Source organism: Neobacillus niacini (assembly GCF_030817695.1).
Classification (GTDB): domain Bacteria; phylum Bacillota; class Bacilli; order Bacillales; family Cytobacillaceae; genus Neobacillus; species Neobacillus niacini_F.
This window is the reverse complement of sequence record NZ_JAUSZQ010000002.1, coordinates 769,819-793,170: the sequence shown is the minus strand read 5'-3', so window position 1 is coordinate 793,170 and position 23,352 is coordinate 769,819. Positions and strand designations below refer to the sequence as shown.

25 protein-coding genes are annotated in these 23,352 nt (G+C 37.9%); 12 read left to right on the top strand and 13 right to left on the bottom strand.

The annotated features are described in order from the left end of the window. Nucleotides 1-112 precede the first annotated feature (112 nt). The 10 genes from QFZ28_RS04250 to QFZ28_RS04205 form a co-directional block, all read right to left on the bottom strand. Complete coding sequence (locus QFZ28_RS04250; RefSeq protein ID WP_307193496.1) at nt 113-1,300, bottom strand: M20 family metallopeptidase; 1,188 nt, start codon at nt 1,298-1,300, stop codon at nt 113-115. An 18-nt stretch (nt 1,301-1,318) separates the two neighbouring features. Further along, nucleotides 1,319-2,209 (bottom strand): carbohydrate kinase family protein, encoded by an 891-nt coding sequence (locus tag QFZ28_RS04245; RefSeq protein WP_307193495.1) that lies wholly within the window; start codon nt 2,207-2,209, stop codon nt 1,319-1,321. A gap of 16 nt (nt 2,210-2,225) precedes the next feature. Next, complete coding sequence (locus QFZ28_RS04240) at nt 2,226-3,071, bottom strand: BtpA/SgcQ family protein (RefSeq protein ID WP_307196945.1); 846 nt, start codon at nt 3,069-3,071, stop codon at nt 2,226-2,228. A 6-nt stretch (nt 3,072-3,077) separates the two neighbouring features. Further along, entirely contained in the window at nt 3,078-3,953 is an 876-nt protein-coding gene (locus tag QFZ28_RS04235) for an ABC transporter permease (RefSeq protein ID WP_373428112.1), read from the bottom strand. A gap of 121 nt (nt 3,954-4,074) precedes the next feature. Further along, entirely contained in the window at nt 4,075-5,577 is a 1,503-nt protein-coding gene (locus QFZ28_RS04230) for a sugar ABC transporter ATP-binding protein (RefSeq protein WP_307193493.1), read from the bottom strand. Between the two features lie 55 nt (nt 5,578-5,632). Next, complete coding sequence (locus QFZ28_RS04225) at nt 5,633-6,577, bottom strand: substrate-binding domain-containing protein (RefSeq protein ID WP_307193492.1); 945 nt, start codon at nt 6,575-6,577, stop codon at nt 5,633-5,635. Nucleotides 6,578-6,605: 28 nt separating this feature from the next. Continuing rightward, nucleotides 6,606-7,886 (bottom strand): M20 family metallopeptidase, encoded by a 1,281-nt coding sequence (locus QFZ28_RS04220; protein ID WP_307193491.1) that lies wholly within the window; start codon nt 7,884-7,886, stop codon nt 6,606-6,608. A gap of 23 nt (nt 7,887-7,909) precedes the next feature. Further along, nucleotides 7,910-8,644 carry a glutamine amidotransferase gene (locus QFZ28_RS04215; RefSeq protein ID WP_307193490.1) on the bottom strand — a complete coding sequence of 245 codons (735 nt, stop codon included), beginning with the start codon at nt 8,642-8,644 and terminating at the stop codon, nt 7,910-7,912. Nucleotides 8,645-8,766: 122 nt separating this feature from the next. Beyond that, on the bottom strand, nt 8,767-9,696 hold the full coding sequence (rbsK, locus tag QFZ28_RS04210) for a ribokinase (protein ID WP_307193489.1): 930 nt from the start codon (nt 9,694-9,696) through the stop codon (nt 8,767-8,769). Next, on the bottom strand, nt 9,689-10,714 hold the full coding sequence (locus QFZ28_RS04205) for a LacI family DNA-binding transcriptional regulator (RefSeq protein ID WP_307193488.1): 1,026 nt from the start codon (nt 10,712-10,714) through the stop codon (nt 9,689-9,691). The genes rbsK and QFZ28_RS04205 overlap by 8 nt, the downstream gene beginning before the upstream one ends. Nucleotides 10,715-11,866: 1,152 nt before the next feature. Here QFZ28_RS04205 and QFZ28_RS04200 point away from each other — a divergent pair. From QFZ28_RS04200 to QFZ28_RS04160, 10 genes are all read left to right on the top strand, one after another. Beyond that, complete coding sequence (locus QFZ28_RS04200) at nt 11,867-11,998, top strand: hypothetical protein (protein WP_307193487.1); 132 nt, start codon at nt 11,867-11,869, stop codon at nt 11,996-11,998. A 132-nt stretch (nt 11,999-12,130) separates the two neighbouring features. Continuing rightward, nucleotides 12,131-12,601 (top strand): conserved phage C-terminal domain-containing protein, encoded by a 471-nt coding sequence (locus QFZ28_RS04195; RefSeq protein WP_307193486.1) that lies wholly within the window; start codon nt 12,131-12,133, stop codon nt 12,599-12,601. Then, a complete protein-coding gene (locus tag QFZ28_RS04190; protein ID WP_307193485.1) occupies nt 12,591-12,932 on the top strand; it encodes a replicative helicase loader/inhibitor in 342 nt (113 codons plus the stop codon). Before QFZ28_RS04195 ends, QFZ28_RS04190 begins: the two co-directional genes overlap by 11 nt. Then, nucleotides 12,933-14,234: a replicative DNA helicase gene (gene dnaB, locus QFZ28_RS04185; protein ID WP_307193484.1), complete on the top strand. Its 1,302-nt coding sequence runs from the start codon at nt 12,933-12,935 to the stop codon at nt 14,232-14,234. A 454-nt stretch (nt 14,235-14,688) separates the two neighbouring features. Then, the gene (locus tag QFZ28_RS04180; protein ID WP_307193483.1) at nt 14,689-15,102 is read left to right on the top strand and encodes a hypothetical protein; all 414 of its coding nucleotides are present in this window, start codon (nt 14,689-14,691) and stop codon (nt 15,100-15,102) included. Nucleotides 15,103-15,286: 184 nt separating this feature from the next. Then, nucleotides 15,287-16,228, top strand: coding sequence for a hypothetical protein (locus QFZ28_RS04175; RefSeq protein WP_307193482.1), 942 nt, complete (start codon nt 15,287-15,289; stop codon nt 16,226-16,228). 631 nt (nt 16,229-16,859) lie between these two features. Then, complete coding sequence (locus QFZ28_RS04170) at nt 16,860-17,348, top strand: sigma-70 family RNA polymerase sigma factor (protein ID WP_307193481.1); 489 nt, start codon at nt 16,860-16,862, stop codon at nt 17,346-17,348. A 387-nt stretch (nt 17,349-17,735) separates the two neighbouring features. Further along, the gene (locus tag QFZ28_RS29670) at nt 17,736-18,287 is read left to right on the top strand and encodes a competence protein ComK (RefSeq protein WP_373428039.1); all 552 of its coding nucleotides are present in this window, start codon (nt 17,736-17,738) and stop codon (nt 18,285-18,287) included. Nucleotides 18,288-18,688: 401 nt separating this feature from the next. Beyond that, nucleotides 18,689-18,910: a helix-turn-helix domain-containing protein gene (locus QFZ28_RS04165; RefSeq protein WP_307193480.1), complete on the top strand. Its 222-nt coding sequence runs from the start codon at nt 18,689-18,691 to the stop codon at nt 18,908-18,910. Between the two features lie 136 nt (nt 18,911-19,046). Next, nucleotides 19,047-19,274: a helix-turn-helix domain-containing protein gene (locus QFZ28_RS04160; RefSeq protein ID WP_307193479.1), complete on the top strand. Its 228-nt coding sequence runs from the start codon at nt 19,047-19,049 to the stop codon at nt 19,272-19,274. A 751-nt stretch (nt 19,275-20,025) separates the two neighbouring features. On the opposite strand, the gene QFZ28_RS04155 is transcribed toward QFZ28_RS04160, so the two are convergent. Next, complete coding sequence (locus QFZ28_RS04155; RefSeq protein ID WP_307193478.1) at nt 20,026-20,646, bottom strand: class D sortase; 621 nt, start codon at nt 20,644-20,646, stop codon at nt 20,026-20,028. Between the two features lies 1 nt (nt 20,647). Beyond that, nucleotides 20,648-22,063 (bottom strand): processed acidic surface protein, encoded by a 1,416-nt coding sequence (locus tag QFZ28_RS04150; protein ID WP_307193477.1) that lies wholly within the window; start codon nt 22,061-22,063, stop codon nt 20,648-20,650. 276 nt (nt 22,064-22,339) lie between these two features. Here QFZ28_RS04150 and QFZ28_RS04145 point away from each other — a divergent pair, with 276 nt between their 5' ends. Both QFZ28_RS04145 and QFZ28_RS04140 read left to right on the top strand, forming a co-directional pair. Beyond that, nucleotides 22,340-22,582: a hypothetical protein gene (locus QFZ28_RS04145; RefSeq protein ID WP_307193476.1), complete on the top strand. Its 243-nt coding sequence runs from the start codon at nt 22,340-22,342 to the stop codon at nt 22,580-22,582. Next, nucleotides 22,575-23,003: a hypothetical protein gene (locus QFZ28_RS04140; RefSeq protein WP_307193475.1), complete on the top strand. Its 429-nt coding sequence runs from the start codon at nt 22,575-22,577 to the stop codon at nt 23,001-23,003. Before QFZ28_RS04145 ends, QFZ28_RS04140 begins: the two co-directional genes overlap by 8 nt. 183 nt (nt 23,004-23,186) lie before the next feature. On the opposite strand, the gene QFZ28_RS29665 is transcribed toward QFZ28_RS04140, so the two are convergent. Continuing rightward, nucleotides 23,187-23,258, bottom strand: a complete 72-nt coding sequence (locus tag QFZ28_RS29665; protein ID WP_373428111.1) for a hypothetical protein — start codon at nt 23,256-23,258, stop codon at nt 23,187-23,189. Nucleotides 23,259-23,352 lie beyond the last annotated feature (94 nt).

Genomic DNA, 23,352 nt, shown 5'->3' with positions numbered 1-23,352 from the left:
CTGCACCTTTATATCAAAGATCCATATCAATTTCCGAAAAAAAATAAGCAAATAACAGGTTTAAAAAAAGTAGTGTACAAAGTGAGAGAACCTTCCCTCTGCCACATTTTCTTTATCCCAGATACTGGATTGCAAGAGCTATGTAAAATTTAATTGATTCCAAATATTTACTGATATTCACCCACTCATCAGGTTGGTGGGCAAGCTTTGGTTCTCCGGGTCCATAGATTAATATAGGTACATCAGGTAGTTGTACTTTATAAACTGAACCATCTGTATAATAATTCACTCCACCGAGCGTAAGCTCTTCCTGGCCATTCAGTGACTGTGCTGTTCCTAGCGCTAAATTGATAAAAGGATCATTGGAAGGGGTATGAACACATCCCATGTTATTAATTACCTCTATATCAAAGGACACATTCATCACCATAGAAACCTTTTGTAAAATATTTTTTATATCTTCGGTAATTCCTGAATGCGATTGTCCTGGTACTGTCCTAATATCAATGGTTATTGTACATTCGTCTGGAACGACATTCGTTCCAACTCCCCCTTTAATTGTACCAATATTCAAAGAGGAACCGCCTAATATGCTGTGTTCATCATAACGAATCACATAAGAATTAAGTTCATTAATAAAAGTGTTCATTGCTAATATCGCATTTACACCCTGCGAAGGCATTGATCCATGTGCTGTTTTTCCAAACGTAGAAACTTTAAGCCACAATACTCCTTTATGAGCGATAACAGGCTGATTTGAAGTCGGTTCACTGATTACAATAGCCGTAGCTTGATCAATTTGTCCCCTACTAACTACAGTTTTAGCACCTATACAATCTACTTCTTCCCCTACAGTACCAATAAATTGAAGTGTCCCATTCAACTTAATTCCCGCTTTTTGGATACAGTCCATCGCTATAATCATAGCTGCTACACCGCTTTTCATATCTGTAGAGCCCCGTCCATAAATGCGATTTCCCACTCGCCTTCCTTCAAAAGGGGGATAGGTCCACTCTACATTTCCAATTGGAACGGTATCAAAATGACCGCTGTATATAAGTGTTTTCTGCTGAATAGACAATAATTCTTCATTTATATATGATACAATTAAATTTTCTCTATTTTTCTCAACCAAATCTGACTGAATCAACAAACAAGTATTTTCTAAACGTTGTCTAACCTTATCAGCCAGTGTTTTTTCCATACCAGGTGGATTGATTGTATTTACTTGGATTAACGACTGGAGGAATTGTATCGAATCTTTTTCATCAATATACTGAAATACATTTTGGATATCCATGATTAGCTACACTCCTGCTTATAGAGAATAAGGCAATCCTTTTCTAGCACCTGTTTGGGATACAGCACAAGCCCCAAGTTTAATCGCAGTCCGTAAGATAGCCTCTTGTGGCCATTCTCGGATAATTCCGAATAGGGCACCTACGGCAAAAGCATCACCTGCACCGGTTGAGTCAATGGAATTTACCTTCAAAGATGGCAAGACAAGCTGATTTTGGCTTCCTGCTGTAATAAAACTCGACAGTGCACCCTTGCTTCCTAATTTAACAAATATTTGGTTTATACCTAAATCGTGAAGCGCCTTGATAGAGTAGTCGATATCATGATCAGGGAACAAATCATTTAACTCAGAGCGGTTTACAAACAAAATGTCTGTTTTTGATAAAAAAGGCAGTAAATACGTCAAACCTCTCTTTGTTAATAAAGTACTTGGATCAAAAGATATCCTAAGTCTAGGGCATCTTTCTTTCCATTGAAAGAATGTTGGGGCCAGACTCAAAAGTGGACTGCTTAAATGCAGCAAACCAATACTTTCATTAAATTTCTCCGGAACCAAGTCCGGATTATAATCTGAATTTGCTCCAGGGTATGTATACATTGTCCTTAAACCTGCATTATTTACCAATACCATCACAGTACCTGAGGTTTTCCCTTGTACTGTTTGAATATAGTCAAGTTTGACCTTTTCAAAGCTCTCCAATAGAAAAGTAGTATAGGAGTCTTCACCGATTGCCCCCAAAAAATATACTTCCTCCCCCAAGCGTGAGAGACCGACAGCAACATTAGCTGCCGATCCACCCGGGGTTACTTGTAAGTCACTGCATTCCATTTCCTGATCAATTTCTGAGAACTGATCTACAAGACCAACTAAATCCACATTAATAAACCCATGCACCGCAACTTTTACCACGTGTTCACTTCCTATTCTATCGGAGTGAAATGACTTGATCCATGAACCGTTTGACTCTGTCACTATTTACTCTTTCCCACCAATTTCCGTTTTCCTTTAAAGAACTTCCTACAATAGCTCCATCAGCTATAGAGAGAATCTTTTTTGCGTTTTCAATTGTCATTCCACTTCCGATAATGACTGGTAAACTAGCAGATTCCTTAATCCCAATAAGCTCGTCTAATGATGTTTCGTCACCAGTTCTGTTACCAGTAGCAATTAATATATCTGCATCAAAGAACTCATTATCCCTTGTTTGTTCTGCTAAGCTACGGTCCGCAACGATTGAATGGCTTCCATGTTTGACATGAACATCAGCCATAATTTTAATATCGTCACCGAAAAGATTTGCTTTATATCTCATCGCTTTTGCCGATGCACCTTCGACGATACCTTCATTAGCGACATAAGCATTAACCCATTGGTTAGATCGAACCCACTTAGCGTTACATGCTTTTGCAATTGCAATAGCCGGAATGACTGCATTAGCTAAACAGTTAACTCCGAGAGGTAAATTCGAGACTTTGGCAATTTCTACACCTATAGCAGTCATTGTGGCTACTGTTTCAAAGCTAAAATCTTCAGGCTTTGGAAAGGGAAGGTCCCATGCATTTTCTATTTGTAATCCATCAACCCCTCCTTCTTCCAATCGTCGAACATCCTCAAGGGCAAACTCGATAATCTCTTCGATACTTTCTCCTTTGTAATGTGGAGCTCCTGGAAGTGGTTTTAAATGAACCATTCCTATAATTGGCTTAGTAACACTAAATATATTTTCTAAAATAAGTTTCTTTTCTGGAAATATTCCGCCACCAATCATCATATTCACCTACACACTCGCCTTCTTTCTTGCTTTAATTGAATTCAGCCAAACTGCTAACAGAATTACGACACCTTTAATCATCAATTGATTATAGGAAGAAACATTTAATAAATTTAGCCCGTTATTCAAAATGGAAATAATCGCTACTCCCATTAGAGTTCCAGCAATTTTCCCTTCGCCCCCAAAAAGATTTGTTCCACCTAGAACAACAGCAGCTATAGCGTCTAATTCTGAACCTGTACCCGCATTCGGCGATCCCGAAGAAAGACGAGAGGCAAGGACAATACCAGCGATTGCTGTAACCGCACCGCCAAAAGCATATACGCCTGTTTTAACCCATTTCACATTAATACCGCATAATCTGGCTGCTTCTTCATTGTCACCAATCGTATAGACATATCTGCCAAATCGAGTATGCGACAATAATATATGACCAATAATGGCAACAACAATCATAATGATGATAGCCGTTGGTATTGGTCCAATATAGCCCCGGCCAATTTCACGAAAAACAGCATCAGTTATAACTACCGGAGTACCTTCCGTATAAACAAAAGCAATACCACTTAGAATGGTTGTCATTGCTAAAGTAACAATGAATGGAGGAATATTCTGTGTTGAAATTACTGTTCCCATAAAGAGACCGATCAACCCTCCAACCAAAACAGTAATAAGAATCGCAATGGGAATCGAGACACCAGCAACGATTAATCCACTCACTACTACCCCACTTACAGCCAACTGTGATCCTGCACTTAAGTCAATTCCTCCCGTGATAATAATGAAGGTCATAGCAACGGCCATAATACATAAAACAGCAGATTGACGCATGACATTAAGCAAATTGTCGACGGTTAAAAAATCGGTTGTAATAATAGACATGATGATGAATAGCAGCGCAAGTCCTATAGTTGTACTACCCTTATCAAAAATCACATATAGTTTTTGTTTCCAGTTAGTAGTTTGGGTAGTTTGATTAATATTCACGTTTGTCGAAGTATTATTAAGCACCTATTGCACCCCCAAAGGCCAATTTTAAAATATTGTCAGAAGTTATCATGTCTTTGCCAAGTTCACCTGCAATAGAACCTTCTCTCATGACGAGCGCACGATCACTCATCCCAACGATTTCAGATAATTCAGATGAGATCATAATAATCCCGACTCCTTGTTCAGCTAGTTTACTAATTTGCGCAAAGATTTCCGCTTTTGCCCCTACGTCTACCCCACGGCATGGCTCATCTAAGATAAGGATACGCGGTTCTTGAATCATCCAACGAGCAATAATGGCTTTTTGCTGATTACCCCCACTTAAAGTAGAAACCTTTTGCTCAATAGTGTTTGCCTTAATATTTAATATCTGCTTGTACTCTTCCGAAACTTTCTTCTCTGCTTTTTTATTCACAATTAAACGTTTAGTAAACTTCCTAAGATTTGGAAGAGATATGTTATCTCTAACTGTCTGCTTTAAAACCAGTCCTGTTTCTTTACGGTTTTCTGTCACAAATCCAATGCCAAGCTTGATTGCATCACTCGGGTTGTTAATTTTCGCTAATTTATTATTAATCAGAATTTCACCCGTATCTTTCTTTAACAAACCGAATAGCGCCTGAGCAATTTCTGTCCTTCCTGAACCTACCAGACCGGCAATCCCAAGAATTTCACCTCTTCGCAATTCAAGATTAATATCTTTAAGGAATCCGGTCTTTGAAAGATTTTGCACTTTCAATATAGGTTCACCGATAGGAACTTTTATCTTATTAAAATAATCATCCATCTTTCGGTTAACCATTAATTCTACAAGTGTATCGACATTTTTGACTTCACTCATTGGTAACGTTTTAATATGGGTACCATCCCTTAAAACGGTAACAGTATCACATATCCTGAAAATTTCATCCATTCTGTGTGAGACGTATAGTATGCTGACACCCTTGTTTTTTAGTTCTGTTACTAAAGATAGTAATATCTCTGTTTCTCTTTCTGATAAAGAGGATGTTGGCTCATCCATGATCAAGATTTTTGCTTCCTGTGAAATAGCACGTGCAATCTCAATCATCTGTTTTTGCGCTATACTTATGTCTTTCGCAATCTGTTTAGGATTAAGATTAATTTGCAGCGATGCAAAAATCTCCATTGCCTTTTCATTCATTTGCTTCCAATCGATAAGACCCGTTTTTTTGACAGGTTGACTGCCAAGAAAGACGTTCTCTGCGACAGTCAGGTAGTTTGCCACATTTAATTCTTGATAAATACAATGAATCCCAATTTTCTTTGAAGTTTTCGGATCGATATTCTCAATGGTTTCACCTTTATAAAGAATTTCCCCACTAGTTTTTGAATAGGCACCCGTTAGAATTTTCATTAAGGTAGATTTCCCTGCACCATTTTCCCCTACAAGGGCATGTACACTCCCTGGGTAGACAGTAAGGGACACACCTTTAAGTGCTTTTACACCGGAAAATTCCTTCGTAATATTTTTTAACTCAATTATTGGTGAGTTCAATTAAAAACTCCCCCCTATCATTTGGTTATAAAATCAGGGAGATAATCTCCCTAATTTATTTTTTGAAATGTTCATCTACATTTTCTTTATCTACAAGAATGACTGGAACACTAATATTTTTCTCTAACTTCTTGCCACCGGCAGCTTCAAGAGCTGCTTTAATAGACTCTTCACCTATTTTGACAGGCTGCTGTTGAATCATTGCAAGAATATAATCACCGCGTATTCCTTCAGCTGCTTCTTTGGTTACATCAAAACCAACGATTTTTGTATGCTTGTTATTAGCTGATTCAAGAGCGGCTAAAGCCCCAAGTACACTATTCTCTGCGGTAGCATAAATATAATCGACATCAGAATTTGCCTGAAGAATATTTTCAACTGTTGCCATTGATTTCTGACGGTCGTATCCAGGCTGGCTATTCAGAATTTCTACACCCTTAACATCTTTTAGAACTTCTTTTAACCCATCTAACCTTTGTTTTTGAACAAAAGATTGTTCATGAGTAACAACAGCAACTTTTACATCTTTTCCTTTCGCTTCAATATCTTTCTTTAAATACTCACCTAACTGCTTTCCAGCTTCATAGTTTTCAGTTCCGATAAATGTATCAACACTTTTACTATCCACAACAGCATCAGCGGTAATAATAGGTATCCCTTTATCCTTCGCCTCTTCTATAACAGGAACAACTCCAGCATTATCTACTGCTAAAACTACTAGAGCGTCTACTCCTTTTTGCATATAATCTTCAATGGAAGATACTTGTTTTGCTAGATCTAGGTTAGGGTCATTTACCAACAATTCAACTCCAGCGTCTTCTGCCGCCTTTTTCATCCCATCATCAATATCAATAAAGAATTGGTGTCGGAGCGTTGCTGTTGTAACCCCAATCGTTAACTTTCCATCGTCTTTCTTTTCGGACCCTGCTTTTTCATTAGATCCACAAGCTGATAATACAAGTAGCATGGCTGCAACAATTAATAAGAATACTTTTTTCATTCCTTTTCCCTCCTGATTTAATAGTTTTTTAATCTATTGATTCTATACCACACCAAGAAATAATAAATTGAACATAGATTTCTATTAGAGATAGAAACTGCGACACAGGCACTGATTCATCAACACAGTGACATTGCTTTGGATCTCCACACCCCACAATGATCGTTGGAATGTTACCGAAACCGGCTAATAAACGGGCATCACATCCTGCTGGCATTCCTTCTATGACAGCCTCTTTGTCCAATACCTCTTCTATCACTCTCTTCATCTCATGAACCAATGGATGAGAAATTGAAGTCTCGAAAGGATATCCTTCCTGATAGACACTTACTTTAGGAGGATGCCTTTCTAACCATTCATCCCCTTTGGTAACCCTTTCAATTACCTCAAGAACTTCCCCATTCACGCGATTTCTCGTTTGTTCATAGGTTTCTGATTGCTTTGGCTGATAATGAAGGCAAGTTTTTAATGTACAAGAGTCTGGAACAACTGAACCCGCTATGCCCCCTTTTATCTCTCCAAGATTAATAGTGGGGCCTGGTAAAAGCGAATGTCTTTCTGTCATTAGCCAATGATGTTCCAAGTCTTTTAAAGCTTGGTAGATTTTAATACCCTTATCAATAGCATTAACACCATTCCAAAGTTGACTGGAATGAAGACTTTTACCTTCTACAACAATTTCATGGAATAAGAAGCCCATATGTGCAGGCTGAACGTTTAATTGAGTTGGTTCGCCGACAATCGCGGCATCAGCGGCGTAGCCCCGTTCTATACATGCAAGGGTTCCATTCCCGCCGCCTTCTTCATCTACAACAGATTGAATAATTAGATCACCTTTTAATTGGTAACCCATGGCTTTGATTGTTTGTGCAGCCATAACCATTGCAGCTAATGAAGCTTTCATATCGGTTGATCCAAGTCCATAAAGAACATCATCCTGAACTTTGCCAAGGAAAGGGTCATTAGACCATTTCTCCCGATCACCAAAAGGCATTGTATCGATATGACCGTTTAGAATTAAAGACCTCCCGCCGCCTGCTCCTTTTAAAGTTCCAACAATATTTGGGCGATTACGATTATCATGACCCAAATTAGCACCAGGATATTTTTTGATTTTTTCATCTTCGACCAAAAATTCATCAATTTCAAAGCCAAGGTCTTCTAGTTTTTGCTTGATGATTTCCTGCCCTGCTCTCTCATTTCCTCCTAACAGTCCGTGCCCAATAACTTGAGTATCCGTTTGAACCAACTTTGATAAGAAACCGATATACTCTTCTTTGTTTAACTGAACAATTTCATCTGCTCTCATGTTTATTCACCAACTTGTTGTTGTTATTTTTGAATATGTTCTAAAATACGAACCCATAAAGGCTGATAATATTCCCAATCCATAAACTCTTTTGGGCCCCAATGTGGTGCACAATCACTGGCAAAACACGCCGTTTTTCCATTGCCATATTCCCCAACTACAAGGAGTGGGTCCTCTTGAATGTTAACAAGTACCTCAGCTCCATCCTTCACTTTGAACTTGTTATAGCCAAGGAAGTTTGGCCAATTTTCCATCCCCTTTGTAATAACATGATCTTTGATTGTTTCAGCTCTGATTCCTTGAGGCATTTCTACACGGTCGTCTGTATCGAGCATTTCAACAGGAAGCACCTCTGCTAGCACTGTATTCTTGTAATTGGCCTTACCTTCAATACCCATAAAGGATAGGTAGCCGCCAATCATTAGTAAGCCTCCACCTAGGGCAACATACTCTTTAAGCAATTCTAATGAATTAGGAATTATTTCCATTTGGTAGAAAGTCGAGTTTTGCAACAAGAAAGTATTGGCACCTATATCACTTAGAACAATTGCATCATATTGTTGAAGGTCTTCCAATTTCTTAGGAAAACGTACCTGAACCTCATGGGCAGGCATATAATTCACTTCAACATTTGCCTCTCTTAAACTATTAAGTAAGAATGTAGCTCCTTCTTCATATTTAGTAGAAGTAAAACTGTCATACCCCTTTACATGAATCATATGAACCATCCAAGATTCACCTATAAACAATACCTTCATTTCGAATCCTCCACTATTTCTTATATTTATATATATTTTAAAATTTTTACTCCTTTTATCCCCTTGAATCATGTTTACCTCTTATAAGGATTTTTTTTCTTCAAGGGGAGCAGATATTAATTTCAAACGTTAATTAAAGAATCTTGTGTTTCTTTAATTAACGCATCCACTTGTTTTAAGTATGGAATGGAATTTTGTGAACCCTCTTTCGTAACTGTTAAAGCAGCTGCGGCCGCTGCATATTTTAAACTATCAGCAACATCATTATTAAAACAAGCGCTTACAAACGCACCAATAAATGTATCACCAGCCGCCGTAGTATCAACAGTTGTTACATTATAGGCAAATGATTTGAAGAAGGAGCCATTTTGATCCATATAAATAGCTCCTTGTTTTCCTAAAGTTATAATGACTTCAGAAACTCCTTTCTCAATAAGCCATAATGCTGATTTACAAGCACTTTCTATGTCTTTAACTGGAATATTAGTCATCTCAGACGCTTCAATTTCATTTAAAATAAGTAAATCTATCATTGGAAAATATCTATCTTTTATAGTTAAAGCCGGTGCAGGGTTAAAGACAGTTTTAATATTTAATACAGAAGCTTTTTCTAAGATAAATGCATTTGTTTCCCAGGGTATTTCATTTTGCATAAGAATGGCATCGTATTGAATTAGCTCAACATCTAGAAGATCCTCTGGCATAAATTTGCCGTTTGCGCCTTCATTCAAAACAATATTATTTTCTCCACTATCATCAATTGTAATAATAGCCATCCCTGTCATAGAACATTTCTTTTGAACATGCTTTAAATTAATATGGTCATTTAATAGCAATCTAGAAATTTCATTACCAAAAAAATCTCCACCTAATGCGCCTGCCATAGTTACCGTTGCACCTGATCTTACAGCTGCAACTGCTTGGTTTGCTCCCTTACCTCCTGAAAAAAAGGATGTGTTTAATCCATGAATCGTTTCACCCGGTAAGGGATGTCTATTTACCCTAGTCACGATATCCATATTCATGCTGCCGACTACCAAAATATTAGGCATTAATTTCACCTCCTAGATTCTTCACAGAACCGTATTTCAAAAGTTCAACCCCTAGTGTAAGCTTCCTAGGAACCAAGTCTTTTTTTTCTCCTTGCTTTAATCTTTGAAGCAGCATTTCAGCTGCATGAATACCCATTTCATATGTTGGACGTTTTATAACAGATACTCTTGGATTTACAAAATCAGCTAAAGTATTTTCATCAAAACCAACAAGGGATACATCTGACCCTATCTGTAAATTTAAATCTCTTATTGCTTTAATAGTTCCTTGGCAAATCATATTGTTTGCTGCAAACACTGCAGTTGGTGGATTACTAAGATTCATTAATTCTTTCATTGATTGATAACCATGATCCTCAAACCAATCGCCTTGCTTACTATATTCAGGAATAAAATCAATTTCGTAATCTTTTAGCGCTTGTTGATAACCTCTGTACCTTTCGATTCCATCATTAAACGTTTGCGGACCAGAAATAATAGCAATTTGACGATGACCATTTTCAATTAAATACTTAGTGGATTCATATGCTCCCCTAAAATTGTCAATTACCACTCCATCAAGGCCACTACCTTCAATGTAACGATCCACTAAAATGACTGGTTTATTAATACTTTGATAAAATTCCGGATTATTATGAGCCCCAATTAAAACAATTCCATCAACATTTCTTTTTAGAGAGCTCATAAAAAAAGCGGCCTCTTCCTTCTCATTATCATTGGTTGAAAATACAACGGTATGGTATCCCTCTTGACTTGCAACATCTACTGTCCCTTTTATAACTGCTGTATAAAATGGATTTTCAAATACAGGAACAACAACTGCCAACATTTGCGTTTGTTTAGTAACCATGGATACTGCCATAGTGTTTGGGACATAATTTAATTCCTTTACCACTTTTTGTACCTTTTTGCGTGTTTTTTCACTGACTCTATCGAGCCCATTCAGGACTCTTGAGACTGTTGCCACTGATACATTTGCTTGCTTCGCAACATCTTTAATTGTTATTTCAGAAGCCATTTTAATCCTCCATGTCAAATCTATATGTAAACGTTATTACAAATTAAATATTGATATAGTTGCAGGTTTTATGTATTGAAACAAAAATTTGTAATAACGTTTACATTTTGTAGTAATGTTGGCTTTTTAATTATTATTAAAATTGTCCGTGCTGATTTCTTTCTAAAACTAAAAACTGTTTTCATAAAAAATTAAGTTTGCTATCATTAAAAGTGTAAACGTTTTAATAATTAATTTATATGAAAATTAATATTTATTTTGCTACTATCTGAAAGATTTGCGTAAACGTTTACATTTTTTATTTTATAAAATATATTTATCATTTGCAACAGAAAAATTTAAATAATTAAAATATTCTTACGAGTTTTTGAGTTTTTCGGTGGGTCCATTTTGTATCATAGATTCAAAAAATCTATTAATTTAAGAAACCGGACATAGCCCGGTCTCTTTTGCCTCTTTACTCTAATAATATTTTTCCACATCAAAGTTCTTTTATCTATTACACAACATCTTTTTTAGATAGCCACTAGCACTTAATCAGCTAACATACTAACAGGAAGTATAATTTACCAAAATAAATCCCAACGGGATTTCCAAGAAATTAAGTCTATTTGGTATACCTGTAACCCAATATCTTATAAACTCCCGGAAATTCACCGAGCTCATGAGAATTGGAATTTCACCGGATGGTAAAAGGTTCCCTTTATAGTTGTACCCACCACCATATTCCAAAAACCATGAGAACCATCCCCTTTGTCGCCAGTAATGATAGTTCCCATTTATATATCATGTATAAACCCAAATCCCAACAAATTTTTCAGATATAAAACGCCTAAAAACCTTAAATAAAAGGACATACAGCGTATTTAATCAAATGATTGATTAACACTTTACTCAACTAATCAATCATTTGGTTAAAAGTACTAAAAATCTTGTTGTTAAAACAATCCCATCCTTTTCATTAGAAAAAACCTGTCAAAGAATGCGTTCACAATTTCGACACATAAGGCCGATTAATAAAAATAATTTAGTTTTGACCCTGTCCTTTTGCCCCTTTTTTCCCTATATAAAGGGTGAGAAAACGGTGAGCACTTCGAGGATATCAACTGCGATGTTTTCACTGTTTCGATGATAAAAAGAGGAGAGGTTTGGATGAGTACTTTATTGATTAATGAAGCCCCATTGATGATTGTTCCGTCTTTGGCTGTGAAGATTGGAATGAATGAGGCTGTGGTTCTGCAGCAGATTCATTATTGGTTAAGTATAAGTAAGCATAAGATTTAGGGCAAAAAGTGGGTCTACAACACGTATGAGGATTGGCAGAAGCAGTTCCCCTTTTGGTCGATTAGTACGATTAGGCGGACGTTTTACTCACTAGAAAAAAGCGGCATTGTCGTATCGGATAACTGGAATGCTTTGCAGCTCGATAAAACGAAATGGTATACGATCGATTATGAGCAACTGTTAAAAATCGAACAACGATGTGAGCCGTCCACGACTCAATCTGAACCAGCGGAGGTTTCAGAACAGACTCCTATGCAGTTCAATTTGAACCAAGCAATACCAGAGAGTACTTCAGAGATTACTACAGAGAAAAAGACTATCCCGTTTGCTGACATCATTCAGTACCTGAATGAAAAGACTGGCAAGAGCTTTAAAACCGATTCTCGTAAAACGAAGGACCTGATTCAAGCAAAATGCAAGGAAGGCTACACGATGGAGGATTTTAAGAATGTAATCGATTTAAAGTCAATGGAATGGCAGGATGCTCGATGGAGTAAATTTCTCCGTCCTGAAACGCTGTTCGGAAGCAAATTTGAATCGTATCTCAATCAGCAGCCTGAACAAAGAATGTTATTGGAGGAGGCATTTAACCTTGAAGACTAAGCGAGAGACGTACGCACTCCTGGAACAAATCTATCTTTATTACGAGCAGTTTCAAATTAATCAGCAAAAAATTGATAGCTGGCATCAGGCACTAAAGGATTTCTCTTATGAACAATTACATAAAAATCTACTAAACTATGTGACGCATTCAAGCTTCCCTCCAAAAATTTGTGATCTTATTTCAACTACAGGCGGAGTGTCACGCGCAATCCCAGACGCGGCGGAGACCTGCACACAGTTGATGAATGACCAGCCTCAAACGAATAAGGAAGTAGTGAAGCTTGAGCTGGCGAAAATACGAGAACTTCTTGGCATTCAGAGGGTGGACTAAATGGAAAATTACGGAGTCAATAGTGAAGCCGTCGAAGAGGCCTTTGTTGGATCGTTCTTTTTAGACAATGGGCTGGCGCAGGGATGCTCGGTTCAACCGGAACAGCTCTCCTCCCCCGCCTTAAGAAATCTCTATAAGGTGATTCAAACGTTATCAAAGAAGGGAAAACCGATTGATCTGGTAACGGTTCTCGAAGAGATGGGTGCAGAACGAATTGGCAGTGTCGGAGGGATGAGTTATATCGTTCAACTTCAAGGAAGCGTCCCTTCGATTGCCCACTTCCATGCGTATGAAGAAGCTGTCCGCAGCCATGATAAGCGCCGAAAAGCCCTAGCCTGTTTGGAGGAATTCCAACTGAAAGCCGTGGATGGGGACATTGAACAGATAGTCCGTGAAGGGATACAACAGTTAATGGAGTTAGAAGACCATCAAAATGACGAGGAAGATTCCGGAGAAATTTCCCCTTGTTTAATTGAATTATATGGTGAAGGTGAATCTGACTTCGGTGACATACCAGGATGCTCCTCCGGCTTTACGAAGCTAGATCAGCTGACAGGCGGCTTCCAGGAATCTGACTTGATGATCATTGGTGCTCGCCCAAGCGTAGGAAAGACCGCCTTTGCTCTTAATCTAGCACTTCACCATGCTGTTCAAGACGTTAGTGTCATCTTCTCGCTCGAAATGTCCAAAAAGCAATTGTTAAAGCGCGCTGTCTGTATTTGTGAAGAAATCAGTTCGGTGAAACTCCGGAATCCCTATCGTTATTTTTCGGAAGTTGACTGGAGCATATATACAAATGCGCTTAGGAGGATTGCGGGCAGCCAGCTGCATATTTTTGATAAAGCCGGTATGGATGTGAACTATATTTATTCGAAGGTACGCACGCTGCGAAAAAGGTATGGAGATCAGGCACGATTACTCGTAATCATTGATTATCTCCAGCTTATTGATGGGGATAGCAAGCATAGAGGAAACCGCCAGGCGGAGATTAGTGAAATCAGCCGGTTCTTAAAGAAGCTGGCACGGGATTTGAATGTCAGCGTGATTGCTCTCTCGCAACTGAGCCGGGGCGTTGAGGCTAGACAGGATAAACGACCGATGCTTTCCGATCTCCGCGAAAGCGGCCAAATCGAACAGGACGCAGACACCATCGCCTTCCTCTACCGCGATGATTATTACAGTAAAGACAGCAAACAGCCAAACAAAATCGAAATCATCCTCGCCAAACAACGCAACGGTCCAATTGGGACGATTGAGCTGGAGTTTAAGAAGGAATACGGGAAGTTTGTTGATAAGAGTTGAGTGATTCTATTAAAGTGTACCCTGAGATTTCCTTTTTACCTCTACTACCTGACATGGATTGACTTCATTCAACACGTTAAAGTCAATCAAACGTTTGATTAGAACGGGAATGAACCCTTTTGAAAAACGAACGTTGGACAGTTTTCCAGAAAATTTATTGCCGGTTGATAGGTTCTAGGTTTCGCTATGAATCTACAAACAACACATAAACGACGGTCTACGACAAAATAACGGGTTAATTAAACGATTAGTTAAGTGTAATAGTAATCCTTCCTGGATAAGGATTAATGCAAAGAATAACGAAAGAAAAATGTAAGGTATTAGCGAAAAACCGGGCAAATCTTGCGATTTGCTGTGAAGTGTAAACCATAATCAAAAGCCGCAGGAACCGTCCCCTTGGTCGGTTGGTCGTGAAGAAATTAAAATTTTAATAGAAGAAAGGCAGAGGTTAAAGATGGTAGAGTATGCAATGGTAAATGATGATTTTTGGAGTACTCCTGATAGCGTGATGAGCCCGCAGGATAAGTATTTTTACTTTTATCTACTGACGAATTCAAATATAAACCATATCGGAATCTATCAAATTTCGAAAAAACAAATGGCTTTTGATTTGGGTTATTCGATTGATGTAGTTCACATATTAATGGAACGGTTCATTAAGCATTACAAGTTGATTCGTTATAATCCTGAGATGCGAGAACTCGCCATTAAAAACTGGGGGAAACATAACGTTTATAATGACAGTAAACCTTTGTTGGATAGAATTTACTCCGAATTAAAGAATGTAAGTGACCCTTCACTTATTCATTATGTGTCGGAGTCGATACAAGTCCAGAAAATTCGTAGCTTATATGAATCATTTGGGTGAGCAAAGATGATGTCTTTGAAGTAATGTTTCATTTTGCAAAGATTTCAAGCTGGTCAAAATTGGTAGAAAAATATCGATTGATACCGATTTAACGGAGATATACAATGAACAATAGGAGATTATATGTTCCCATAGAGGAATATGTGTATCTTACATACAATGCAATATTTAGGGGGATATGAAAATGGGTGTTATTAGTAATCTAGTTGTTGCTGCATCCGTAACAGGTGTTTTGACTGTTGGGGCTCTTACTTGGAATGGAAGTGAAAGTCTATCAGCTGTAAAAGGGTATGCAGAGTCCATGAAAGAAAATGTAGAAAACTTAGCAGGAGACATTTCTTTCTTGAACACCACCATTTCCGGAAAAAACGGTCAAATTGACCACCAAAAAGGGAGAATAGGAGACTTAGAGAATACCATCGCCACATTGACGGCCGAAAAAGAAGCTCTTCAATTGGAACTGGATAAACTAACAGCTGAAAACGAAAAAATTCCTGGATTGGAAGCTCAAATCACAAACTTGCAAGCAAAAATCACAGAATTGGAAACGCAAACGGCCACTCTTCAATCTCAATTGACTTCTTTGCAAGCGAACTATGACCGTGCGATTGCAGATTTAGAAAAAGCAAATGGAGAGATTGCAAAAGCGAATCAAGAATCACAAGAGTTAAAAGCGTACATAGCGACGCTAGAAGCCGAAACGACTAGTACATATAACACAGCAAAGGTAGACCAAACCAATCCGATGTATGCAGTTGAAACTCCAAGTTCCGATCCAATAGCCTCTATACGAGGTCTTCACTGGACTAGCCCTTTAGAGGCATTTTACGATAATGCTGTGTTCAACTTACTGGGAGAACTTATGCAAACAGAGCCTGTTGCTGGGACTGGTGATGATGGAGTGGTTGATACTTATACAGTTGACGCCCCTGTTTTAAATGATGGAAAAATGGATGCCTTAATCGAGTATATTGCAAAGAATTCTGATCTTGCTGCAGACCTACCAGTATTAACCCTTAGATTCGGTAATGTACATGCAGCTGACGGGGAATCTCGTCATATATATGGTGGTTATATCTTACGTGCGGATGATGCAACAGGTCAGTATGTTGTAGAAAAGTTTTAAAAGGAATGACAAATACATTAAGCAAACCACTTATGAGCTAAGCAAATAAATATGGCGATGTTAATTGATAATTTGACAAACAGTATGAAAATAAACGGACTATTTCAGGTCCTTTATTTCTTTTTTTAACAAATGCATCTTAGTGCAGTAAGCATCATTTACAAATGTGAACAAGTATTGCTGTTTTTACAGGGTTATGTAATGATTCATAAAGATTAATAATCATCCTGCTCAACAAACATCAGTTTATTGCCGGAAATTCGCTGAAAAAATGAATGCACTTCATCCTTCCAGTTGGTATTGGTGAGTTTGAACTAGATGTAAATGCAGAATTTATAGTTTCTCATACCTGTCCTTAGCGTGAATTCATATTTGAATTCACGCTTTTATTTTTATATTTAACTTTGTCTAATCGCAACTGAATGGTGTCACCGATAGTAACTCTTATACTTTTTTAAAAACAAATCATATTTTGGGACCACTTGTTCCAATTTGAATCAAATTTTACCCTTTAAATCTATTTTTCTAAGTTAAATTCGATTTTCCTGAATTCGAAGATTCTCTAGGAATCGATTATGGTAAATCTACCTAGGAATAAAACGGAAGCGCGCTGCCCTTAAGGGTTTTACCAGTGGAGAGCTTTGACCATTTAGTCGTTCAGTATCAACCTATGATTCATAAGATTATCAAATCATTGCACATTTATAAAAATGAGGATGAATTCTATCAAACTGGGCTTATTGGACTTTGGGAAGCAGCACAAGCCTTTGATGAAAGAAAAGGCAACTTTTCGAATTATGCCTACACCTATATGAAAGGCAAGATGTTGTTACAGATGAACCAAAATAACCACTTTAACGAAAAACATATTTACATGCTGCAAGAATTCTTCGATGCAATGGATGGTATAGAACCCCTTCCTTTTCTTGAGAAAGAAACCATTCAAAGTTATTGCGAAGGGTTAACCGAAAAGGAAGCAAAATGGGTAATGGCCATGTCTCTAGATCAATTATCGATTAAAGAAATAGCAGAAAAAGAGAAGGTTTCAGTATCAGCCGTTAAGCAGTGGAGATCGGGTGCCATCAGAAAATTAAGAGAAACGATTTCTACTTATAACTAACATTTTTATTTCAACCTGGACAGCGCGGTCCTTAACTGTCCAGGTTCCACCCAATATTCGACAAAATCACATAATATTCACAAAACATCCACCAATGGTACGCACAGGCGGAACAAGTAGTAGATTAATAAATGGTATTTTTTTAGTAAGCACAAATGAAATAGCTCAATACACACTTCTAGAATCAATTTCAACCATTATTCTGTTCCTTACCACTAAATGATATTACTACACAAACCTCTTTTCTTACTTGTAAATCATAAAACATCTGTTCTTCACTTCAACCAAATATTTGAAGTTTCATTATCATTTAGTTGGAGTACTGATCCATTTCTAACCGCTATCAAATTAAAAATTCGATAGAACTAAAAATTTAGGAGTGATGTTTTGAGTATTGAAAGGTACTACATAATTAATCCGCATATGATGTTCATGTTTGGGTTGCGTGATCGAAATGCAAAAGTTTGTACGCTAGTAAGAGAGCTCCACCGTGTTTTCATCGTTGATCGATCTCCTTTGGAAATACTGGACGATAGTCTCCGATGTATTGGCTTTAATTTAAAGGGTGCCATGGATACTTCCAAAATTATTATGGGGAATAACACCATGTGCCCTGTCATGCTCAACCATATACATAACATTTGTGTCTTTCCCGATAGATCACATAACCACGAAGAGACGATTTGGTTTAATCCCAACCAAATCTTAAGAACCTATAGTTTGAGACGAAAAACTCAGATCGAGTTCCGAAATAGACTGATACTCATGAACGACTCCAAATTGTTTTCGTTTAATAACAAATGGAAAGCAGCCGAGCAGTTAAGTAGAATTACCACCGAAAATGCGAATAAACAAGTATTTTTTATTTCGAAACCACCAAAGAAAGCCGGAAAAAGAAAAAGGAAAGGCAAAATAAGGTCGGAAAGCACATGTGACTAAAAACAAATTTAGAGCCACGATAATTAGCTTGACGGTATATTTTATCAAATCGCTTTTTAGAAACAGCCTGATGAATGATTAAACAGGCTGTTTCTTCCGCTAATCCCTAAGCAAAAAGACTGTTTGCAGTAAGAAATCCCTTCCTTAAAGGATACAAACTCGAATCATCCAATCATATTTACTAAAAAACATATACTTTGTGTCCAATTTAGCAACAAATCAATCCAAATTTATAATAGGACTTTTTCCGTATTGCAGTACGTGGAGTAAATCTTAAAGTCATTATGTAATAGAATTACAGCTACAACTTTATGTAAAAACAAAAACTAGTAGAAGAAATGCCTTTTATCTTACGTTGTAGCGTAATTTTAAAAAAAAACGGATTGGGAGTAAGGAGAACTATGGGCAGAGTGGTTGTCATAAAATTAAAAGAACTGCTTTTAGACAAGGGTATGACCATAAGAAAATTATCCCGTCTAAGTGATGTCCGTCATGCGGCTTTAAGTGAATTGGCCAACCAAAAGAGGATCAATGTCCACTTTCATCATCTAACCCGTATTGCGGATGTGCTGGAAATTGACGATATGGATCAAATTATTACGTTTGAAAAAATTGAAGATTAACCAATCACAACCGCATTCGGGGTCTTTTTCTGCTACTTTTAAAAATTTATATCTTCTAAACGTCATTTCGCGTACTACAGTACGTGGATGAGTTTTGATAGGCAGGATGTAATGGTCTTAAAAAGGAGAATCCCTTTTGAAAGAGACCAAAATTTACATCGGAATTGGATTAAAGCGGTTAAGAAAAGAAAAAGGTTGGACGATTGAGGAACTTGAATCAAAGGCTAAGTTAACCAGAAAATACATCTATGAACTTGAACATAATTTGAAATCACCATCCGGTACGACCCTCGATGACCTTGCAAAAGCATTTGAGATGAAGTTTGGGGATTTTATTAATGAAATCGATGATGAGATAATCTGAAGGTAATGTTCTGGCTGAATTCCTCAAAAGTAAATGAGGGTTCGCATATTATGAGCATGAAGAATATTGAAAGTTGTTAAACTGGATATTTGGAGAAACCTCGAGAATTGTACTACAGACATATGATTGCCGGTCGGAATAGTACTAAATTATGTTTAAAATCATATGAAACCTTACCAGTGGATATTTACTACTAGGGGAAGCTTAGCATGTTGAGCTTCCCCTTTCTTTCGGTCTGACCTTTTAACTTTTTTCCACTTACCCCTTAATCGACAAACTACACATCTCTTTTAGAACACAAATGTTGATATAACAACTGTTGCAGCGTATCTAATCAAACGTTTGGTTAGCCATCAAATGACTAATTAAACGTTTAATTAAAAGTCGGTAAAGCCATTTTGTTTCTAGATAATCAGCTGTTTCTTTGGAAAATTTTCTGTCGATGGAAGGTCCCAATCTTTACTCGCACTCACCAATAAAAATGAATAAAAACCAATAATCTACAAAAACCCACAGGTTTCGTTGCTAATCAAACGTTTGATTAAAGCAGTCACTACCGCACATAACTAAAGAGATTTCATTGTAATCTTGGTAGAAAATTGTCACTAGAAGCCATAGGGTCTACTCTATGGTCTATGTAGTAATAACGGGAGCTATGGGGAACCGTCCCCTTGGTCACACTTTCACCCATAAGCAATTAACGGCCTGCTGGGCACGCAAAAAAATAAAAACCTCAGAGTTGAGGTTTTTATTAACTCACTGTTTTGGAGGCCAAATAAGCAACAAGTACATACCGTTCAGGCGCTGATCCAATAAACTCAAACGGATAACACGTACTAACAGTTAAGGTTTCACTTGGCTTCGGAACAATCACGGTACGATCGTTTTCATCGACAATCCGTACCTTGTTGACTTTGTAGGTAAACTCCCCTGCGGAAGTGCGAACGATTAGCACATCGCCTTCGCCTACCTCTCCCAGCTTTCGGAATACGGTATCTCGATGACCGGAAAGAACGGAATTGTCATTTTCACCTGGCAGCACACTTCCGGCAAAATGCCCCACTCCTTTTTCCAGCTCATCTTCGTTTGTTCCGTGATAGATTGGAAGGGTTGCATTTAATTTAGGGATATACAACTCGCCTATTTCTTCCCCCATTTTAGGGCGCGAAGAATACAACTCCTCATCGGTCTCTTCTTTACTTGGCTTAGTAACTTCTACTACTTGCATAGTAGCAGCATCGGTCTTATTTGCAAAAAATCCTTTTGAAAACTTATAAAGATTGCTGCCAGAAAACCAAAGTCCAAACCCAATGACAGCGAACGTAAACGAAAGAAGAATTATCCGCTTTTTGCGATGCTTAAATGGTTTCATCTTACGCCTTCCTTACTTTTCGTAAAATCAAGATTCCAATCAAAACAACAGCAAGTCCTAATAGTGCATTCGGCAGGTAATCAGAAGCGGTCTTTGGAAGTTTTGCTCCTTTCACCGTCTTAAACTCCGATTTCACATTAGAAATGCTTTTTTGTGGTTTAACGGCAGCTGATTGTTCAACGGTTTTCGTTACTTCTTCAGCAGACTCGTTTATTTGTACACCTGTTTCAGTAACGGTTCCAGAATCGACCATTTCACCCGTTACAATGAGATCCGCTAACAATTGCCTGTCCGTACTGAAAAAGGCCACTTTTAACTTAGCATCTTTTAGTTCTTCCATGTTCAGTAAGTCCCAAAAAGAAAGTGTTTTCTCTGATCCGCCTTGCACCAGAGCATACTCTGCCTTCAGCTTAAAGATAGAAAGAAATTCATCATAGATGGATGCCATCTCAGCAATTTGCTCGGCTGTTAGCTCGGCAGCAACATCAAATTCCTCGAACGCCATCATCCGGTTACCCAAATCCTCAAGTCTTTCTAGAATGGCAGGATCAGAGAGATGTTCCTCCAAACTCATCAAATGGTCTTCAATTCGTTGGAGCTCCTCATCGGTAAGATCGATTTCTTCCTGAAAAATAGGAAGTAGATCTGCAGCTATTTCTTCATCCATTCCAGGAAACAGCTCATCACCAGCATATTCCCAAACAGCCTGCTCCAAGTCATCGATATATACATATTGATTAATGTCATCGCCATTTTCCTCTAACAATTGGAATAAAGCCGGTTGATCCAACTGATAATTTTTGTAAAAGTAATCTAAATTACTAAAATCTGCCTTAATCACTTCAGCGAGAAAACCGCTTAAATCCTCTACGGATTCAAACTCCTCCAGTTTCGTTTCATATAAAGCAAGAGACGCTTCTACATCTTCCTTCGTTACTTCAAATCCTCTTTCTTCACTAACCGTGGCTAAATACTCCACAAAGTCCAGTTCAAAATTGGGATCGTGCTCAAAAACCCCGTCTTCTGTATAGAAGTAAACAGTGGAATAGAGATTATCAACAAAAATATAATCATTTACTTCCTCGCCAATTTCTTCTAACAATTGATGTAGTCCCGCTTCATCTAGTTCAAATTCCTCATAAATAGAATCTAAGTTACTTAAATCGAATTGAATCACTTCACCTAAGAAACCACCAATCTCTTCAACAGATTCATAGTTTTCAAGACTGTCTTCATATGCGGAAAGAGATGCTTCGATATCTTCCCTAGTTACCTCAAAACCTCTTTCTTCACTAACTTCGTTTAAATACTGTATAAGATCCTGCTCAAACATCGTGTTTCCAGCAGCGTTTGTGAATTGTGGAAATAAACCGATTAATAATAAAAATGAAAGTAAAATTGCCCCCAGTTTTCTCATAGCTCGCTCCTTTATATTAAATTTCTAACTTTACAAAAATTATAATTTAATAGTAAAAAAGTAACAATGAGGATATTGCTGGCAATTAAGTATATTTTCACATCCCGACATGCTTTTTACCTATTAAAACCATTAAAGCCCTACATCACAGGAAAAACCACATTTTTAATCAAACGTTTGATTAGGACATTTTTTCCTAAATAAACGTTTGATTAAAAACCGGGAGAGCCCTTTTGAAAGAGTCATTTAGCTGATCTTGAGGCAGCTGGTGCCACAATGGTTGAAATGTCCGCAGCGCCGAGTGGTGGCCGCAGTCCTTCGGGAGACAAGACAGAAGAAGGATGGGCACGCTACATTGAGCTTCACCATGATTTCCCTTTTGCTGATGGGGATGCCATTTATGCCTCTTCACTAAACTTGCCATACAATCAGAGCAATTCGGATATACCTCGTATGACGACGGAACAGGTTGATGCTTGGCTCCAATACCGTGCGAATTATAAAAAGATTATTGCTTGAATGGATGGACCACTACGATGTCGATGCCGTGGTTTATCCAGGCTTTATCAGTGATATGTACAACAATGGAGGTTCTGCAGCTCAATCGAGCTCTGACCGAGGAACCGGGGTATTAACTTCTAATGTCGGTCTACCTACCGTTGTTGTACCTGTTGGAACCAATCCGAATGGATATTCCATTTCTATGCAGCTTGTGGGCCGTGCGTGGACGGATGCCGAGATTCTTGGAATGGGGTATGCGCTTGAGCAGCAGGCAAAAGGGCAACAGTTTACTGCCTTTGTACCTGTACTAAAGTACAGCCCAATCCAACGCCCAAGCCACTCCTATGAAAAAGGCCGTCCAAGTCACTCCTACGAAAACGGCAGTTCGAGCAATAGTGTGAAAACTGAACGCCGTTCTGCGGAGCAGTTGGATCAGTAGGATAATAGGTAATAAAGTCTCCTTTTTGGGAGCGGCTTTTTATCTGTCTAGGTGGATGTTTTCCGCTTTTGGAACAATCCAGCGATACGATTAGGTTTTGAGGTAGTGAACCCATAATTTCAAAATATCAATCGTTCCTAATCCAGCCTTTTCGTTTAAACCAATTCATCATAACTATTCCGATCAATAACATGATTCCAAGAATAAGAAAATACCCATATTGCGATTTAATTCGGGCAGGATTTCAAAATTCATCCCATATATTCCTGTGATGAAAGATTAGCACATTGGTTCAATGACAAAGGCAGTAGTGAAGAAGTTCCTCTTTCCATTAGATCTTAACTTTCTG

Coding starts and splice junctions, on each gene's coding strand:
- QFZ28_RS04180 (WP_307193483.1), top strand. CDS start 14,689: ATGGTAGAGTATGCAATGGTAAATGATGATTTTTGGAGTACTCCTGAT.
- dnaB (WP_307193484.1), top strand. CDS start 12,933: ATGGAAAATTACGGAGTCAATAGTGAAGCCGTCGAAGAGGCCTTTGTT.
- QFZ28_RS04215 (WP_307193490.1), bottom strand. CDS start 8,644: ATGAAGGTATTGTTTATAGGTGAATCTTGGATGGTTCATATGATTCAT.
- QFZ28_RS04240 (WP_307196945.1), bottom strand. CDS start 3,071: ATGATGATTGGTGGCGGAATATTTCCAGAAAAGAAACTTATTTTAGAA.
- rbsK (WP_307193489.1), bottom strand. CDS start 9,696: ATGCCTAATATTTTGGTAGTCGGCAGCATGAATATGGATATCGTGACT.
- QFZ28_RS04145 (WP_307193476.1), top strand. CDS start 22,340: ATGGTTGAAATGTCCGCAGCGCCGAGTGGTGGCCGCAGTCCTTCGGGA.
- QFZ28_RS04200 (WP_307193487.1), top strand. CDS start 11,867: ATGAGTACTTTATTGATTAATGAAGCCCCATTGATGATTGTTCCGTCT.
- QFZ28_RS04155 (WP_307193478.1), bottom strand. CDS start 20,646: ATGAAACCATTTAAGCATCGCAAAAAGCGGATAATTCTTCTTTCGTTT.
- QFZ28_RS04235 (WP_373428112.1), bottom strand. CDS start 3,953: ATGTCTATTATTACAACCGATTTTTTAACCGTCGACAATTTGCTTAAT.
- QFZ28_RS04165 (WP_307193480.1), top strand. CDS start 18,689: ATGGGCAGAGTGGTTGTCATAAAATTAAAAGAACTGCTTTTAGACAAG.
- QFZ28_RS04205 (WP_307193488.1), bottom strand. CDS start 10,714: ATGGCTTCTGAAATAACAATTAAAGATGTTGCGAAGCAAGCAAATGTA.
- QFZ28_RS04175 (WP_307193482.1), top strand. CDS start 15,287: ATGGGTGTTATTAGTAATCTAGTTGTTGCTGCATCCGTAACAGGTGTT.
- QFZ28_RS04225 (WP_307193492.1), bottom strand. CDS start 6,577: ATGAAAAAAGTATTCTTATTAATTGTTGCAGCCATGCTACTTGTATTA.
- QFZ28_RS04220 (WP_307193491.1), bottom strand. CDS start 7,886: ATGAGAGCAGATGAAATTGTTCAGTTAAACAAAGAAGAGTATATCGGT.
- QFZ28_RS04150 (WP_307193477.1), bottom strand. CDS start 22,063: ATGAGAAAACTGGGGGCAATTTTACTTTCATTTTTATTATTAATCGGT.
- QFZ28_RS04250 (WP_307193496.1), bottom strand. CDS start 1,300: ATGGATATCCAAAATGTATTTCAGTATATTGATGAAAAAGATTCGATA.